At 51.9% G+C, this 16,678-nt stretch carries 14 protein-coding genes; 5 read left to right on the top strand and 9 right to left on the bottom strand.

The features are described 5' to 3' along the window. Positions 1 to 124 precede the first annotated feature (124 nt). Positions 125 to 2,269 (bottom strand): catalase HPII, encoded by a 2,145-nt coding sequence (gene katE / locus KO508_RS12105; protein ID WP_216008561.1) that lies wholly within the window; start codon positions 2,267 to 2,269, stop codon positions 125 to 127. Between the two features lie 269 nt (positions 2,270 to 2,538). On the opposite strand from katE, the gene KO508_RS12100 reads away from it, so the two are divergent. The 5 genes from KO508_RS12100 to KO508_RS12080 all read left to right on the top strand — a co-directional run bounded on the left by KO508_RS12100 (position 2,539) and on the right by KO508_RS12080 (position 6,495). Then, positions 2,539 to 3,060 carry a hypothetical protein gene (locus KO508_RS12100; protein WP_216008560.1) on the top strand — a complete coding sequence of 174 codons (522 nt, stop codon included), beginning with the start codon at positions 2,539 to 2,541 and terminating at the stop codon, positions 3,058 to 3,060. Between the two features lie 223 nt (positions 3,061 to 3,283). Then, positions 3,284 to 4,261: an ectoine hydroxylase gene (gene thpD / locus KO508_RS12095; RefSeq protein WP_216008559.1), complete on the top strand. Its 978-nt coding sequence runs from the start codon at positions 3,284 to 3,286 to the stop codon at positions 4,259 to 4,261. A 13-nt stretch (positions 4,262 to 4,274) separates the two neighbouring features. Next, a complete protein-coding gene (locus tag KO508_RS12090; protein ID WP_216008558.1) occupies positions 4,275 to 5,018 on the top strand; it encodes a hypothetical protein in 744 nt (247 codons plus the stop codon). A 3-nt stretch (positions 5,019 to 5,021) separates the two neighbouring features. After that, on the top strand, positions 5,022 to 6,032 hold the full coding sequence (locus KO508_RS12085) for a potassium channel family protein (RefSeq protein ID WP_216008557.1): 1,011 nt from the start codon (positions 5,022 to 5,024) through the stop codon (positions 6,030 to 6,032). A gap of 109 nt (positions 6,033 to 6,141) precedes the next feature. Then, entirely contained in the window at positions 6,142 to 6,495 is a 354-nt protein-coding gene (locus KO508_RS12080) for a DUF1428 domain-containing protein (protein WP_216008556.1), read from the top strand. 47 nt (positions 6,496 to 6,542) lie between these two features. Here KO508_RS12080 and KO508_RS12075 read toward each other — a convergent pair whose 3' ends face one another. The 8 genes from KO508_RS12075 to KO508_RS12040 form a co-directional block, all read right to left on the bottom strand. Continuing rightward, complete coding sequence (locus tag KO508_RS12075; RefSeq protein ID WP_216008555.1) at positions 6,543 to 8,168, bottom strand: phytoene desaturase family protein; 1,626 nt, start codon at positions 8,166 to 8,168, stop codon at positions 6,543 to 6,545. Continuing rightward, positions 8,155 to 8,811, bottom strand: coding sequence for a TetR/AcrR family transcriptional regulator (locus KO508_RS12070; RefSeq protein WP_216008554.1), 657 nt, complete (start codon positions 8,809 to 8,811; stop codon positions 8,155 to 8,157). Before KO508_RS12070 ends, KO508_RS12075 begins: the two co-directional genes overlap by 14 nt. Positions 8,812 to 8,964: 153 nt before the next feature. After that, positions 8,965 to 10,650, bottom strand: a complete 1,686-nt coding sequence (locus KO508_RS12065) for an AMP-binding protein (protein WP_216008553.1) — start codon at positions 10,648 to 10,650, stop codon at positions 8,965 to 8,967. Positions 10,651 to 10,700: 50 nt separating this feature from the next. Next, positions 10,701 to 11,279 carry a peroxidase-related enzyme gene (locus KO508_RS12060; protein WP_216008552.1) on the bottom strand — a complete coding sequence of 193 codons (579 nt, stop codon included), beginning with the start codon at positions 11,277 to 11,279 and terminating at the stop codon, positions 10,701 to 10,703. Positions 11,280 to 11,288: 9 nt separating this feature from the next. Further along, complete coding sequence (locus KO508_RS12055; RefSeq protein WP_216008551.1) at positions 11,289 to 12,188, bottom strand: hydroxymethylglutaryl-CoA lyase; 900 nt, start codon at positions 12,186 to 12,188, stop codon at positions 11,289 to 11,291. Further along, a complete protein-coding gene (locus KO508_RS12050) occupies positions 12,188 to 14,203 on the bottom strand; it encodes an acetyl/propionyl/methylcrotonyl-CoA carboxylase subunit alpha (RefSeq protein ID WP_216008550.1) in 2,016 nt (671 codons plus the stop codon). The genes KO508_RS12055 and KO508_RS12050 overlap by 1 nt, the downstream gene beginning before the upstream one ends. Positions 14,204 to 14,205: 2 nt before the next feature. Further along, entirely contained in the window at positions 14,206 to 15,012 is an 807-nt protein-coding gene (locus tag KO508_RS12045) for an enoyl-CoA hydratase-related protein (protein ID WP_216008549.1), read from the bottom strand. A 15-nt stretch (positions 15,013 to 15,027) separates the two neighbouring features. Beyond that, positions 15,028 to 16,635, bottom strand: coding sequence for a carboxyl transferase domain-containing protein (locus tag KO508_RS12040; protein ID WP_216008854.1), 1,608 nt, complete (start codon positions 16,633 to 16,635; stop codon positions 15,028 to 15,030). Between the last annotated feature and the right edge of the window lie 43 nt (positions 16,636 to 16,678).

Genomic DNA, 16,678 nt, shown 5'->3' with positions numbered 1-16,678 from the left:
GTGTCCAATGTTATCGGCCGTATTTCGTTATTCCTAAATTTCCAAGCATCATCGATATCAATGGTGTTCGCGATCGCAGTGGCGCCTTCGGTTAAAAGGCGGTTCGATCTGAACACGCATTGGTCTACGCGGGCATGTCGTTGGCCACGCTATCACGGGGCCAGACCCGGTGCTTACCAAGTGTCGCTTTGAAACGGTCGAAAACATCATCGATATGTTCGCCTAGTAATATGCCCTCATCTTCAGGCACGTTAGAGGCGGATAGCATATTTTTGCCTTCGCCCAGAAGCACGATGACCTTCAAATGCTTATAGGCCTCTTGCAGATAGTAACGACCCTGACCAGAACTCGCGAGCTCAGCCACGCTGTCTTTACCGCCCGGAACAATGACCGCATCCAGAGTTACTGAAGGCATACCATTAAGCATTGCATCGCTTTCGACTAAGCTACCATTAGCCCCTTTGATTGGTGCCATCGATGGCCCAATCACCATCGCAGTAGCGCCTTCTGCCGCCAATTTTTTTTGTAGCGTGTTCACCTGATCAGAATCAACACCATTCGCCGCAAGAATGGCGATTTTTCGGTGCTTGATGTTGCCTGGTAGGCGGGCCATCAGGCTAAGGGCAGGGGACTCGTTTAGAGAGCTCCTGCCAAGCTCCTCTACGGAAGCTGTGGGCGCAGAGGGCGTATCCACACCGTGCATTTCACCAACCGCCTGAGCTAATTCTACTGATATGTTGGGTAAGATTTCAGTGATGACTCTTTCGCGGATGTGGGGTCGTTGTACTTTAGACAGCTCAAATGCATAAGCCTGAATGATATGAGACTGCTCAACGTTGGTCTGGCTATCCCAGAATAGAGTAGCTTGAGAATAATGATCGCCGAAGGAATCGCTTCGAGCTCGCACCTTGTTTGCATCGACCCGCTCATGGTGGCTTTCAAAACCACCATTCTCTGGCCCAGGGGGTGTTTCTTTCGGCCATCCTCCATCAATAGAATTGGGCTCGTAGGAGGCTTGTCCAGTATTGATAGTTTGCCTGTGCACGCTATCACGTTGGTTATTGTGGAACGGGCACACTGGGCGGTTGATCGGGATTTCGTGGAAATTGGGGCCGCCCAATCGCAACATTTGTGTGTCGAGATAGGAAAAAAGGCGACCTTGTAACAGTGGGTCATTGGAAAAGTCGATGCCGGGAATAATGTGGCCGGGACTGAACGCCACCTGTTCAGTTTCTGCAAAATAGTTGTCTGGATTACGGTTCAGGACCATTTTACCAATGGGGATCACGGGTACCTGCTCCTCAGGCACAAGTTTGGTCGGATCGAGAATGTCGAAATCGAATGAATGCTCGCTTTCCTCTTCGATCACTTGAACCCCCAACTCCCACTCTAGGAAATCGCCGTTGCTGATATCTTCCCACATACCACGGCGATTGAAATCCGGGTCACGGCCCCAGAGTTTTTGCGCCTCGTCCCAGATCAACGAGCAGGTACCTGCCACGGGTTTCCAGTGGAATTTAACAAAGCGCGATTTCTCCTGTTTATCGATTAGGCGAAAGGTATGTACGCCAAACCCTTCCATATTGCGGAAGTGTCGAGGAAACGCTCGGTCAGACATAGTCCAGAGCACCGCATGTGTGGCTTCTGGCATAAGAGAGACAAAATCCCAAAAAGTGTCATGGGCTGACTGGCCCTGAGGGATTTCGTTGTGAGGTTCTGGTTTTACGGCATGAACGAAATCCGGAAACTTGTTGGCATCTTGAATAAAGAATACCGGGATATTGTTTCCTACCAGATCCCAATTCCCTTCATCTGTATAGAACTTCACCGCAAAGCCACGTACATCCCGAACCGTGTCGTTCGATCCTCTAGAACCTTGGACTGTTGAAATGCGTGTAAACACCGGGGTTCTTTTATCAGGATCTTGGAACAATCCAGCTTTGGAAAACTGGGCAGCGTTCTCATACGGTTGGAAGTAGCCATGGGCGGCGGCGCCACGGGCATGAACGATACGCTCGGGAATGCGCTCGTTATCAAAATGATTCATTTTTTCTCTGAAGATGAAATCTTCCAGAAGCGTTGGGCCACGCTCACCCGCTTTCAGAGAGTTGTGGTTGTCGGAGATACGAACACCTTGGTTAGTGCGCAGATCGTGCCCTTCGGCACTGGAGCGCATCGTTTCCAGTTGTTCGTTTTTTCGATGTTCGTTGGTTTGGCCTATATCGTTTGCTGGCCCCGAATTACTCTCACTATGTGGGTTTTTAGCCATTTCAGCATTCTCCTTGAAATATGACAATTGGAGATGGTTGAATTAATTTCTTACATTGTTCTAAATTTAAATTTTATAATTGAAAATATCGGGTCGTAAATAAAAAAGGCTTACGGAAAGTTTAAAGTTGGCGCATTTTCTTGAGTCCAATAACTGTTGATATATGAACTTTTCGTAGTGTTTGTTAGATGTTCAGAGTTTGCATTTTGAGCTTTCGCGTGTCTACCCTTATTAAACATCGTAATTTACACCTTAAGGGAGATATAAATATGTCTGAACACGATGGGGCAGTTTTTGGAGAAAACTATTCGCACAAAATAAGCGCAGAATTTGATAGTCAGGTAGCCGCGGAGCGCGGTGCAGAGTCATTGGAAAGCTTAGGCATTCCCCTTGCTCAGATTCGTATCGTTCAACCTAATGACCCCAATATGGCAAAGAAGGTTGAGCCCGAAACACATGGTGTTGCTCGGTCTTTAATCAAAGCGCATGTCCGTTTCGGAGTGATAGGGCTCGTGGTTGGTCTTGCTGTCGCAGGGCTCTTGGTGACGGTTGGCCCTGCGCTGACTCGTTCAAGCCCCGTAATGACGTTTATCGCGGTAAGTTTCTTGTTCGCCGTGTTGGCTCTTTTGCTAGCCGGTGCGGTCGCAATGCGACCGGATCATGATGTCTTGATAGAAAAGGCACGTACGGCAAAAAATGAAGGGCGCTGGACAGTGGTTGCGCACTGCGACAGTTTAGACCAGCAAAAATTAGCGAAAACGGCAATGGACGACAGTATTCAAACTTTATAGTTATCTTTCAGATACTTTACTTTGGAGCGCGATACAGAGTGGGAGGGCATACAACTAGCCCTTTTCCAGCATTACCGTGATATGTCGCGAAAATTAAATCTCATTAAAATTTTGCGTCTTAGGTTGAGAGAGCTTAGAAGCCCACTTAACGTTATTTGCTACAGGGTAAAGATTTAAACAGGGTCATTACTTTTGGTGTAACCAACTAAAGTAGGGAGACTGTATGATACATAAAACTGTTCCTTTTCCATCTCGCCTAAAGCAGCCAATTAGTCCGTTTTTGCGCACAGACCCAGTCGTTCATGCCCGCAACCAACATCGCTGGGAAGGGCCGCTCGATGAAGTCTCGCTTTCTCGTTACGAGCGAGACGGATTTCTTTGGTTTGAAGGCTTTTTCAATCAGGAGCGGATGCTGCCATTCTTTGAAGAACTCAAAGAAATGGCCAATGACGAAAAACTCAATAAATCGGGAAGAGTTATTCATGACCCAAACACGGGTGAGATACGCTCTGTTTTTGGGATGCACGAGCTGTCTGAGAACTTCAGTCGCTTAACGCGAGACCCTCGAATACTTGGAATGGTACGACAGCTGTTAGGCAGCGAGGTATATATTCATCAGTCGCGGATTAACGACAAATATGGGTTTGAAGGCAGCGGCTTCGACTGGCACTCAGATTTTGAAACCTGGCATGCCGAAGATGGAATGCCAAGAATGCGGGCCGTCAGTGCCTCTCTCATGCTCACAGACAACAATGAGTTCAATGGCCCCCTAATGCTGATACCTGGGTCGCACCATTATTTTGTGCCGTGTCTTGGTGAAACTCCAGACCTCAATTGGCGGGAGTCGCTTAAGGCACAGCAGGTTGGTGTTCCCGACCGTGATAGCCTAGCGAAACTGGCTGAGCGAGGTGGTATTGAGGCGCCGAAGGGGCCTGCTGGTTCGTTACTTCTGTTTGAATGCAATACCTTGCACGCATCCAATACGAATATGTCGCCTTGGCCGCGCTCGAACCTTTTCTTTGTGTATAACAGTGTCGAAAACACATTGGGCGAGCCATACTCTGCGAAGCGTGAACGCCCTGAACACCTTGCGGCTCGAGAAAATTGCTCGCCTTTGTCCATGCATGATGATTTCCCGGAGTTGGCTAACCAAGGTGTGCCGCCGCTGCAAAGCAGAAGGGTTAGCAGGGCAAAAATCTAAATAGGGGGCAACTGTGTATAAGTGGATAGCTGAGCATCATCAAGTACTGTCCGTATTTGCCAGTTTTGGTTCGTTGGTTATATGGCTGGTGTATGCCCAGCTCCTGTATCTGGGATTTCGGCGGCAGCGTAGCCCACGTTTGATCATCAACCGCGGTCGCAACAAAGACATTAATGCACTCTGTCTCATCAGTAATATGAGTGCAGAATCTGTGTTTATCGAATACATCATCGCTAAGCTCGAAACGTCTGAAGGTGAGATCACGATGGACGTCACTGACTTCGAGCGGGAATATAGCGAGGGCGATGATGACGACCGGCCGTCGTTGAACGTAAGAGAGAATACGAGGCAAGGGCCAATTGAGTCTGGCGGTTTCTTACATATTGGCACTTTCTGCGAGCTCATCCATCGTCTTACGCGTGATGAGAATTTGAAGGTTGTCGATGGTATGCCTCAGGGCAAGCTTGAATTTACCCGCCTGACCTTGAGCCTGATAGGCATATACGGTCCGGAAAATATGCCCATTGGTGCTGAGCGAAGTTTTGATTTAAACGTTAGCGAGAACCGTTTGGGTCTCAAGCCAGCGTCTTGGGATACAGAGCAGTTGGCGTCCATACGTCAGCGCCGTAAGCTTCGAAAAACTGTTGAACAACTAAATGCGACGGACTTTTCATCTTCGTCCTCCTTTCGCCGCTTAGCTGAGGAAAATAACACGGATAATAGCTCTACCGCTGAAAAAGTGAGCAAAGCAGGGTGATAGATGATGGCGATTGGCTTTGAGAATTGCGTGCTAACAGGGGCAGGCATTCTGATCGTGATTAGTGTGTGGTTGGACTTTATGACTACCGCGATGACTGCTTCATCGACTGGCATCTTTTGCAGATTTTTCTCTGACGGTTTGCACCAATTCTTTAAGTGGGGCAGCAAGACTTTTCAATCACAAACGTGGAGAGTCGTTGCAGGCCCTTGCATCACCCTCGCGCTCATTTTCCTCTGGTTTGGTTTAAGCTGGTTAGGTTGGTCGCTCATTTATTTGGCTGGTGAGGTCTCAGTGGTGAGTTCCAGCGATCGTCTACCCGCTCACATGTTTGAAACAGTGTACTTTGTGGGCTTCACCCTCACTACATTGGGAACTGGCGATTTTGTTCCCAACGGTACTCTCTGGGAATTGATATCCGTCATTACCGCTTTTAATGGGCTTGTGTTGGTTACTTTGTCTATTACCTACGCTATACCGGTTATTCAGGCGACCGCAGCTAAACGAGCGCTTTCAAACCAGTTTTCGGTGTGGGGAAATAATACAAAGTCGGTGCTCGAACACATGGGAAGTGATAGGAATTACACATCGCTTCCGGGTTATCTCAAAACAATATCGACCGAAATCCTACTTGTCGCCCAAAACCATCTGGCGTATCCCATTCTGCACTACTTTCATAGCCCTACCGAGAAAGCTTCGTTTGCGTTACAGGTGTCCATCTTGGACGAGGTATTGCGAAATTTACCTGATGAAGCGTTTGAAAAGCAGGCTGAGCTGTACGTTCTCGTTCCAAATTGTACGAGAGCAATCACTGAGTTCCTTACCACGCTCTCCAGCGTCCATATAAAAGCTGCTAACACCGAACCTCCAGCTCTTAGATGCGATAGCGCGAATGTAGCCTATCGATTGGTTGAACAGCACAGCGCAATATCAGTGACCGAAAGGCGCAAGCTCCTTAAAGCACTGGTTGAAGAAAATGGCTGGACATGGCAGAAAGTTGTGGGGTGCCGCTAACCTACGCGGCACACCTAAACCGCCATTCTTATTTTGGGCAATCCCTGCGACTGAAATTTTTGCTGTCTTTGAGCTATCTTATTGAGACCAAACAATCAGTGAGGCGGTTATGGAATATATTGATGGTTGTGTATTGGCGGTACCTACTAAGAACAAGGCGGCTTATATTAAGCACGCTACCGAGGCGGCGAAGCTGTTCAAAAAGCATGGTGCGATACGTCTTGTTGAATGCTGGGGTGATGATGTTCCTGAGGGCAAGCTGACGTCCTTTCCCATGGCTGTTCAATGTAAAAATGATGAAACAGTGGTTCTCTCTTGGATTATCTGGCCTTCACGTGACGCCCGGGATTCGGGTATGAAGAATGTTATGGAGGAGTGGCAATCTAACGTTGATGACAACCCTATGCCCTTTGACGGGGCGCGTATGATTTTCGGCGGTTTTCAGGTTGTGCTAGACGAATAAAGTCGGTGCCACTTTTGTGACAGTGACACCGAACTCGCCGACAGTGATTAGCCTACAAACATCTTCTTTGCGAGCGGAAGCCCCTTGAAACCGCTGACGGCAATCGTTGTCAGCAGGCCACCGAGCATCGCCCCGACAACGCCACAGGTCATGATGTCCTGACCTGTGAGATATAACCCGGGAATGCGGGTTTTAGGCTTCAGCCAGTCCAGTTCGAAGCGCTCAGGCGTGTGGTCCAAACCGTAGATCTCTCCCTTGCAATAACGGCAGAAGTAATCAGTAGAAAGGGGGGTGGATAGCTCGTAGTAATCCACCTTGCCTTCCAAATGAGGGAACTTCTCGTACAGTTTTGCAAAGAGGCGCTGGGCGTATTCTTCCTTTTTGGCTTCGTATTCATCGCCTCGCTTGCCCCAGGTTTTGTCGGCCCATTCCTCGTACCATTCAAACGGCCCGGGCGCTACTATTTCGATAGTGGCACGGTCAGGGTAGCGTTCGGAAAAGCTAGGGTCTTTTGCGGACGGGAATGAAATATAAGTCATCGGGATGTCATTGGCCTCGGGGTCGGCCAGAAAGTCCTGCATCTGTTTTTCGTAATTCGGTCCCGGGTATATCCAGTAGTTTGTTTTCGGCAGGCCGAGATTTTCAGCCGTATCCTTCAGGCCGATATACAGGCAATTGCTGGCCATGGAGCGCTGAACGGTGGTCAGCTTGTCCTGATAGTAATCCCAACTGGGTGCGTCTTTAGGTAGTAGCTGATTGAAGGTATTAAATACCCCAGCATTGCTAATAACGATTGGCGAACGGATTTCTGCACCATCGGCCATGCGAACGCCAACGGCTTTGCCTTTCTCGATCAAAATGCCGGTTACATCTGCATAGGTGAACACTTCACCACCGCTTTGTTGAACCACCGGGATGATGGTCTTCGCCATTTCAGAGGCGCCGCCGATAGGGTAGTAGCCTCCATATAGATAGTGGCGTGCGATAAGCGAGTGGATGATGAAGCTCGATTCTGCTGGAGGCAGGCCGTTGTCGCCCCACTGGCCGGTGAGCGCAGCAATCAGCTCTTGGTTACTAGTAATACTCTCAAGCACCTCGCGGGTAGGCTTGTTGAGAAACTCTGGCGCTTTGCGTTTTGCAAGCATGCTTAGAGGGCCAAGGGCCAGATTTGGTAAGACTTTGCTCAAAACAATCGCTGGCATGGCCTTGGATACCTGGCGTAAATAACCCAGATAGGTGTCGATGGCTTTTTCTTCTTTAGGGAATGCTTTAACTAATTCAGCACGGAAGGCATCCGGACCAGCAACCAGATCTATATGTTTGTCGCCCAGAAAGATGCGGTCGTAATTTGCATCCATGGGCGCCCATTTTAACTGGCCATCGGTGATGTGATCGAACAGCCGCTTACCAAGAGTGTGGTCTGCACCCATGTCGCCAATATAGTGCACGCCAACATCCCACTCATACCCGTTTCGGTCATAGCTGTGGGTGAAACCGCCGGCGGTATAGTGTTGTTCAAGAACCAGAACTTTTTTCCCCATCTTGCTCATGCAGGCAGCCGCAGTCAGTCCGCCAATGCCAGAGCCGATAATGATGGCATCGTAGGGACCGTTCAGACGGTTTTCGCGATAGCGTTTACCAACGCGGATGGTACTTGGCTTAGGGCTGCTCATTGGTTAAATCCTGTTGTGATTGTTGTTGCGGTGATTGTTCAGTTTGTTGAGAAGAATCTGCGCGAGAGCCGTCCAGTAGCAGGCTGAGTACGCCTTCGGTTAGCGCGGGCTCTACCTTCGTGCTGGGCAAATGGCCATCGATGGTGAGTTGTGACAGCCCGTGGACCAGAGACCAGGCCGCGGCTGTCATCAACGAAACGGACGAGGGCTTGAGATAGCCCAGATCGCGGGCACGGGCCACGGTGCTTTCCAAAACCTGAAACGCACCTTTGCCTGCAGCATCCAAACGCGGATGTGCGCCCTTGGGTAACACCCGACCTCCAAACATTAAGCGGTATAGGTTGGGTTCTTCCTGAGCAAAGGCGACGTACACCAGCCCAATCTCGATCAGTGCAGTGCGCGGAACTTCTTGGTTCACCGCTTGCAGGCGATCACGAAGAGACTCAAACCCTTCGATGGCGAGCTCGGCCAGCAGTGTTTCGCGGTCTGAGAAGTGCCGATACAGCGCGGGAGCGCTGACACCGAGTTGTTTGGCCAGAGCCCGCAAGCTGATGGCGGTATCCCCATGCGTTCTGAGCGTGTCGAGGGCCAACAAGTGAGCTTGAAGCTGCAGATCCCCGTGATGGTAGGCCGGTTTTGCCATGTGTTACTTGTACTCAGTAAATGTTATCGGTGGTAACAATGTTAACCTCGATAACATCACGAAATTGAAGCCTAGTCAAACAGATTTTTAAAGGCGAAAAAAAGCCCCGGTGCGCAGCTAAGGCGAACCAGGGCTTGTGAATGCAGAGAGCTTTTACTTGAGCCCCATCTCCTCAATGGAGATTTCACGCATTTTAAATTTTTGGATCTTACCCGTTACCGTCATGGGGAATTCATCCACGAATTTGTAGTTCCGTGGGATCTTGAAGTGGGCAATCTTGCCTTTGCAGAAGGCCATCAGTCCATCGGCATCTACCGGCTCTGCATCAGGTCGCAATTTTACCCAGGCAATCAGTTCCTCGCCGTATTTGTCATCGGGTATGCCGGTTACTTGCACTTCCTCGATGGAGGGATGGGTGTACAGGAATTCCTCGACTTCTTTCGGGTAGATGTTTTCACCACCGCGAATCACCATGTCCTTAATGCGGCCGACAATCTGCACATAACCTTCGTCGTCCATGGTGGCCAGATCGCCCGTATGCATCCAGCCAGAAGCGTCGATGGCTTCCCGGGTTTTCTCTTCGTTGTTCCAGTACTTCAGCATTACGCTGTAGCCGCGGGTGCACAGCTCGCCAATCTCGCCACGGGGTAATACGTTGCCGGTACCTGGGTCAACAATTTTGGTCTCCAGATGAGGTTGGGTGCGGCCCACGGTCGTAACCTGCTTTTCGAAGGGATCGAGTGAGCTGGTTTGGGTGGAAACCGGGCTGGTTTCAGTCATGCCATAGGCGATCTGAACTTCTTTCATGTTCATCTTGCCATTGACCTTTTTCATCACTTCCGCCGGGCAGATGGACCCTGCCATGATGCCGGTGCGCAAGGTTGAAAGATCGTAGGACTCGAACTCGGGCTCGGCCAGTTCTGCTATGAACATGGTAGGCACGCCGTAGAGTGCCGTCGCCTTCTCCTGATGCACTGCCTGCAGCACTGCTTTGGGTTCAAAGCCTTCACCCGGATAGATCATAGTGGAGCCGTGGGTTATGCAACCTAAGTTGCCCATCACCATGCCGAAGCAGTGGTACAGAGGCACGGGAATAACCAGTCGGTCTTTCTCGGTTAGAATCTGGCTTTCACCCACAAAGAAACCGTTGTTCAGTATGTTGTGGTGGGTGAGGGTGGCCCCTTTTGGGTTGCCAGTGGTGCCGGATGTGAACTGTATATTGATGGGATCGTCGAACTGGAGCTGACTCTGAACGTTATCGACTTCTTCCTGACTTACCTCGTTTGCAAAGCCGGTAAATTCACTCCAGCTCCACATGCCCGCATGTTTTTCTGTATCCAGATTGATCACCGCACGCAGGTCTGAAACCTTCTGGGCTTTGAGCTTGCCCGGAGTGCTGGCTTTCAGCTCGGGCGCCAGATCGTACAGTGTTTTACGGTAATCGGAGGCTTTAAAGCTGTCTGCGGTTACCAGCACGCTGATGCCCGCCAGATTCAAGGCGTATTCCAGTTCGTGCAGGCCGTAAGCAGGGTTGATGTTGACCAGAATGGCACCCACTTTTGCGGTTGCAAACTGGGTGACTGTCCACTCATAGCGGTTGGGTGCCCAAATACCTACGCGGTCGCCGCGCTTAACGCCAATGGCAAGAAAGGCTCGGGCCGCCTCGTTTACCTTCGCAAGAAACTCTTTATAGGTCCAGCGTATGTTTTGATGCAGGCACACAAGGGCTTCGGTGTCAGGGTATTTTGCGGCTGTGCGGTCAAGCATTTCGCCAATGGTCATGCCCAGAAGCGGTGTGGTGGAGGTGCCGCTACTGTAGCTTGGAAGAGTCTGGTTCATGTTTGCCTCCAATTGTTTTTGTGGTCGAGGTCTAGGAGTTAGGGCGCCGGTTAACGGCTCTGTTTGTGGTATTCCGGGTTCGGTCTCATATCACTGGCAATCGCCACGCGATTCGACATGTTGTAAAAGCCGATTACGTTGCTAAGATCCCATATTCCGCGGTCACTAAAGCCTACATCCCGCAGTGCCTGTACTTCGTCTTCAGCCACCGTTGCAGGGGAGCGTGTAAGGTGGGATGCAAAATCCAACATGGCGCGCTGGCGCTTGTCGAGTTTCGCCGAACGGTAATTCATCACCAGATGTTCGCCAAGGGCGGGGTCGCCGCTCAAAACTCTTACTGCTGCGCCATGGGCTACGAGGCAGTAAAAGCACTTGTTTTCGGATGAAACCACTACCGCAACCATTTCCCTTTCGAGTTTGCTCAGCTCGCTTTCACCCATCATCAGTTCGTTATAGAACCGCGTGAAACCGTCTAGCTGGTTCAGGTTTTGGCTGAACGCGGTAAGCACGTTGGGAACCATCCCCAGCTTTTCTTGGCATATTTCAAAATACTTACGGACATCATCAGGCAGATCGTTCAGGTCTGGGATAGGGAGGTCTAGAGCGACAACGTCTTTTTTATTGGTCATGTCAGATCCTTAGGGCTTTAGAGCCTGGCCCACTTTTGAGCCGTTAAGACGGTTGAGTTGGCTGCTGATCCAATCACCGGTAGCCACCAATTTATGCAAATCTACACCTGTGCCGATACCAAGTCCTTCAAGCATATAGAGCACATCTTCGGTGGCGACGTTGCCGGAGGCACCCTTGGCGTAAGGGCAGCCGCCAAGGCCCGCAACCGAGGCATCAAGAACCGCCACGCCTTCTTCCAGCACTGCATACAGGTTGGCTAGTGCCTGTCCGTAGGTGTCGTGGAAGTGTGCAGCCAAGCGTTCAACGGGTACCTGTTTTGCCACTGTTTCCAGCATCCGCTTTGCTTTCAGTGGAGTACCTACACCAATAGTATCGCCCAGCGAAATCTCATAGCAGCCCATGTCGGCCAACGCTTTGGCAACGTTTGCGACTTGTTCAGGCGCAATCTCCCCTTCATAGGGACAGCCAAGCACAGTCGATACATAACCTCTTACCGGAATCTTGTGCTTACTGGCGGCTTCCATCACTGGTCGGAAGCGTTCGAGACTTTCCGCGATTGAGCAGTTGATGTTCTTCTGGCTAAAGGATTCAGAGGCTGCACCGAAGACCGCTACTTCATCCACGCCCGCTGCCAGAGCATTCTCGAAGCCTCTAAGGTTGGGAGTCAAAACCGAATAGCGCACGCCGGCTTTACGTTTGATACCTGCCATTACGTCAGCGGCATCACCCATCTGTGGCACCCATTTGGGTGACACAAAACTGGCAGACTCAATGTGGTTGAGGCCGCAATCGGCAAGCCGTTCGATCAGTTGGGTTTTGATGCTTGTGGCAATCACCGGCCCCGATTCGTTTTGCAAACCGTCTCGGGGGCTCATTTCAACCAGCCGCACCTGTTTGGGAAAGGCCATCAGCCTGCCTCCTCATCGCTCTGCTCTGCGTTTGCTTCTGCAATCTCGATGGCAATCAGCTCTGCGCCTTCGGAAACCTGCTCACCTTCATTGAAGAAAACTTCGCTGACAATGCCGTCTGCCGGAGCCTTGATAGCGTGCTCCATTTTCATAGCTTCCATAATGACCAGCGTTTGGCCAGCGGTGACCTTGTCGCCTACTTTGGCCTGAACTGCCACTATTGCACCGTTCATGGGGGCGGCCAGGCCGCCTTCGGGTGCCATGTCGTCGGAAACGTAGCTTTCCCGGTAGAGGGTGCACTGGAAGCTGTCGCCTTCGTAAAAGAGTACGAGCTGATTGTTGTGCAGGTTGCCGTGGATACTGATGCGATGGCCATTGATCACGGCTTGCAGTGAGTCATCAGCAAGTTTAGCGGTGAGGTTATAAACGCTGCTATCTACAGATACCTGATAGTGGTCGTCTTTCTCCAGAATTTTCAGCTCATGTATGTCGTCGCCCACTTGCAGTTGCAGGGGTTGAGCGTATTCCGAGTTCATGCGCCAGCTGTTACGGCGACCGAACGGTGACCAGGGGTCAGTGCTCACAGAGTCTGCGGATTTGCGTTCTTCCAACACAAAACCTGCTGCCAGAACCAGTGCTTTATGGGTGTCGAGTTTTGATTTCGGGAAGAGTAATTCCCGGTGGCTGTCGATAAAGCCGGTTGTAAGATCCGCTTCCCGGAATGGCTGGGAATCGGCCAGCGCATGCAGGAAACGGATATTGGTTTTCACACCTGCAATCCGGTAATGCTCAAGCGCCTGAACCATGCGGTTGATGGCTTGATCTCGGGTTTCGTCCCACACAATCAGCTTGGCGACCATCGGGTCGTAGTGGATGCTGATTTCATCGCCTTCGATAACACCGGTGTCTACCCGCACATGGGCGCTTTCGTCGGGTGTGCTCAGGTAGCGCAGGTTGCCAGTGGCCGGGAGGAAATCTTGATCCGGGTCTTCGGCATAAATTCGGGCTTCCAGAGCATGGCCGCGGGTTTTGACCTGAGGCTGTTCCAGTGGCAGGGGATCACCCCAGGCGACTTTTAATTGCCATTCCACTAAATCCTGCCCCGTTACCATTTCGGTGACCGGGTGCTCAACTTGCAGGCGGGTGTTCATTTCCATAAAGAAGAACGAGCCGTCCACATCGTATAGAAACTCTACGGTGCCAGCGCCTACATAATCGATGGCTTGAGCCGCTTTAACAGCCGCTTCCCCCATGGCTTTACGGGTGTCTTCGCCTAGCCCGGGTGCCGGTGCCTCTTCCAGAACTTTTTGGTGGCGGCGCTGAACCGAGCAGTCACGTTCGGCCAGATATACGCCATTGCCGCTTTGATCGCAGAATACTTGAATTTCAACGTGGCGCGGCTGGGTAAGATAGCGTTCTATGAGCATGTCCGGGTTGCCGAAGGCATTCTTGGCTTCGCGCTTGGCGGCGGCGAGGGCATCATCAAACTCGCCTATGTTCTCAACCACGCGCATGCCTTTACCACCGCCACCGGCGACGGCTTTTAGCAGTAGTGGGAAGCCGCACTTTTCTGCTTCGGCACGAAGGGTTTCCGGGGTTTGGTCGTCGCCGTGATAACCGGGCACCAGAGGTACGCCGGCTTTCTCCATAATGGCCTTGGCGGCGGATTTGGAACCCATTGCCGCAATGGCAGAAGAGGGCGGCCCGATAAAGACGATACCGTTGGCTTCGCAGGCCTCGGCAAATCCGGTGTTTTCCGATAGAAAACCGTAGCCCGGGTGGATGGCTTGAGCACCACTGCGTTTGGCGATTTCGATAATTTTTTCACCGCGCAGGTAGCTTTCCGAGCTAGGAGCCGGGCCGATATGGAAGGCTTCGTCTGCCATGGCGACATGGTGGGCGTTGGCGTCCGCATCGGAATAAACGGCGACACAGCGGATACCCATGCGGTGTGCTGTTTGGATAATCCGGCAGGCGATTTCGCCGCGGTTGGCAATGAGGATTTTGCTGAACATGGTTAGTTGCTCTCCGGAATCCAGTTGGCGCGGCGTTTGTTCAGAAAGGCGTTGAGCCCCTCCTGACCTTCTTTGCCTACGCGGATATCAGCGATACGGTGTGCGGTGTCGTCAATTACGGTGCTATCAATCGGTTTGTGGCTGACGGCAAATACCAAACTCTTGGCGGCTATCATGGCTTCGGGGCCATTCTGGGCTAGCTGTTGTAGCATTTCGTCACATCGGGCGCTCATGGCATCAACGTCGTCACAGATAATATGCACAAGGCCGTGTTGCTCAGCTGTCCGGGCGCTAAAGACTTCCGCCGAAATGAAGTAGCGACGGGCCTGACGCTCTCCAATGGCACGCACTACGTAGGGGCTTATCACAGCCGGGATCAAGCCAAGTTTTACCTCGCTCAAGCAAAAGCTGGATGTTTCTGTAGCAATAACTATGTCGCAGCATGCTGCAAGGCCGACGGCACCGCCGTAGGCAGCGCCCTGAACAAGCCCGATGACGGGTTTGCTGAGGTGGTTCAGACAGTTCATCAGGCGCGCGAGCTGGCGTGAATCTTCTAGGTTTTCTTGCTGGCTGTTGTCTGCCATACGGCGCATCCAGCCCAGATCAGCGCCTGCTGAGAAGTGCTTGCCTTCTGAGCGTAGAACCACCACTTTGGTGTCATTATCGGCGTCTATCTCTGTTATCGCGCTGATAAGCTGTTGGATAATCAGGTCATCAAAGGCGTTGCGTTTGTCTGGCCGGTTCAGAATGATTTCTGTCACGCCTTGAGCGCGGCGGTTGAGTAGAACGGCGGATTTCTGTTCTGTCATGATCATTCTCCCCGATTACATCCGGAACACGCCGAAGCGTGTGGGCTTCGCCGGCCGGTTAAGGGTGGCAGAGAGGCTGAGGGCAACGACTTCCCGGGTTTGTGCTGGATCGATTACGCCGTCATCCCACAGGCGGGCACTGGCATAATAAGGGTGGCCTTGCTCTTCGTAGGTATCGGTGATTGGCTTTTTGAACGCGGCCTCTTCTTCGGCGCTCCACTCTTGGCCTTTACGCTCCATTCCATCACGGCGAACCTGAGCCAGTACGCCTGCTGCCTGTTCGCCGCCCATTACGGATATGCGGGCATTTGGCCACATCCATAGGAAGTCGGGGCTGTAGGCGCGGCCACACATTCCGTAGTTGCCAGCGCCATAGCTACCGCCGATCAGTACGGTGATTTTGGGTACATTGGCGCAAGCAACGGCCATGACCATTTTGGCGCCGTGCTTGGCGATGCCTTCGGCTTCGTATTTTTGGCCAACCATAAAGCCGGTGATGTTCTGTAGGAATAGCAGAGGGATATTGCGCTGGCAGCAGAGTTCGACGAAGTGCGCGCCTTTTTGTGCCGACTCGCTGAACAAAATGCCGTTGTTGGCGATGATGCCGACCGGGTAGCCATGAATGTGGGCAAAGCCAGTGACCAGAGTTTGGCCATAGTAGCGTTTGAATTCGTCAAACTCGGAGCCGTCTACGGTGCGTGCAATCACGTCGCGTACGTCGAAGGGCTTGCGCAGGTCGGTACCAACGATGCCGTAGATTTCGGCAGGGTCGTATAGCGGCGCTTTTGGCTTGCGTATTTCAACGGGTACCGGCTTTTTGCGGTTGAGGTTGGAAACGCAGCGGCGGGCTATTTCAAGCGCGTGGGCGTCGTTTTCGGCGTAATGATCTGCAACGCCGGAGATTTTGCAGTGTACGTCGGCGCCGCCGAGGTCTTCTGCGGTAACGACTTCACCGGTGGCGGCTTTTACCAGCGGTGGGCCTGCCAGGAAGATGGTGCCTTGGTTACGCACGATGATGGATTCGTCGGCCATGGCGGGTACGTAGGCGCCACCAGCAGTACACAGGCCCATTACGACGGCGATTTGCGGGATGTCGTCGGCGGACATGCGGGCTTGATTGTAGAAGATGCGGCCGAAGTGGTCGCGATCGGGGAATACTTCGTCTTGCCTTGGTAGGTTGGCACCGCCGGAGTCTACTAGGTAGATGCAGGGCAGGCGGTTTTCCAGGGCAATTTCTTGCGCGCGCAGGTGTTTTTTGACGGTCAGTGGGTAGTAGCTGCCGCCTTTAACTGTGGCGTCGTTGGCGATGATCATGCATTCGGTGCCTGAAACGCGACCTACGCCTGCGATAACGCCTGCTGCGGGGACTTCTTCACCGTAGACGTTGTAGGCGGCAAATTGGCCTATTTCAAGAAAGGGGGAGCCGTCGTCTAGTAGGTGGTTGATGCGGTCTCTTGGTAGAAGTTTGCCGCGGGCGATGTGGCGTTCCTGATAGGAGGGGCCGCCACCTTGTTGGATGGTGGCGACTTTTTCCCGCAGGTCTGTGACGGCTTCTGTCATGGCGGTTTGCTTGGCCTGAAATTCTTCAGATCTTGGGTTTATTTTGCTTTGGAGTATTGTCATGGTTTCCTGACCTGGTTGCGTCGGGACTGGCGGGGTGTCGTTC

Origin of the sequence: Marinobacter salexigens, assembly GCF_018860765.1 — a bacterium.
Taxonomy (GTDB): Bacteria; Pseudomonadota; Gammaproteobacteria; order Pseudomonadales; family Oleiphilaceae; genus Marinobacter; species Marinobacter salexigens_A.
This window is presented reverse-complemented; position numbering and strand designations above follow the sequence as displayed.

Coding starts and splice junctions, on each gene's coding strand:
- KO508_RS12065 (WP_216008553.1), bottom strand. CDS start 10,650: ATGAACCAGACTCTTCCAAGCTACAGTAGCGGCACCTCCACCACACCG.
- KO508_RS12055 (WP_216008551.1), bottom strand. CDS start 12,188: ATGGCCTTTCCCAAACAGGTGCGGCTGGTTGAAATGAGCCCCCGAGAC.
- KO508_RS12070 (WP_216008554.1), bottom strand. CDS start 8,811: ATGGCAAAACCGGCCTACCATCACGGGGATCTGCAGCTTCAAGCTCAC.
- KO508_RS12100 (WP_216008560.1), top strand. CDS start 2,539: ATGTCTGAACACGATGGGGCAGTTTTTGGAGAAAACTATTCGCACAAA.
- KO508_RS12085 (WP_216008557.1), top strand. CDS start 5,022: ATGATGGCGATTGGCTTTGAGAATTGCGTGCTAACAGGGGCAGGCATT.
- katE (WP_216008561.1), bottom strand. CDS start 2,269: ATGGCTAAAAACCCACATAGTGAGAGTAATTCGGGGCCAGCAAACGAT.
- KO508_RS12050 (WP_216008550.1), bottom strand. CDS start 14,203: ATGTTCAGCAAAATCCTCATTGCCAACCGCGGCGAAATCGCCTGCCGG.
- thpD (WP_216008559.1), top strand. CDS start 3,284: ATGATACATAAAACTGTTCCTTTTCCATCTCGCCTAAAGCAGCCAATT.
- KO508_RS12060 (WP_216008552.1), bottom strand. CDS start 11,279: ATGACCAATAAAAAAGACGTTGTCGCTCTAGACCTCCCTATCCCAGAC.
- KO508_RS12080 (WP_216008556.1), top strand. CDS start 6,142: ATGGAATATATTGATGGTTGTGTATTGGCGGTACCTACTAAGAACAAG.
- KO508_RS12075 (WP_216008555.1), bottom strand. CDS start 8,168: ATGAGCAGCCCTAAGCCAAGTACCATCCGCGTTGGTAAACGCTATCGC.
- KO508_RS12045 (WP_216008549.1), bottom strand. CDS start 15,012: ATGACAGAACAGAAATCCGCCGTTCTACTCAACCGCCGCGCTCAAGGC.
- KO508_RS12040 (WP_216008854.1), bottom strand. CDS start 16,635: ATGACAATACTCCAAAGCAAAATAAACCCAAGATCTGAAGAATTTCAG.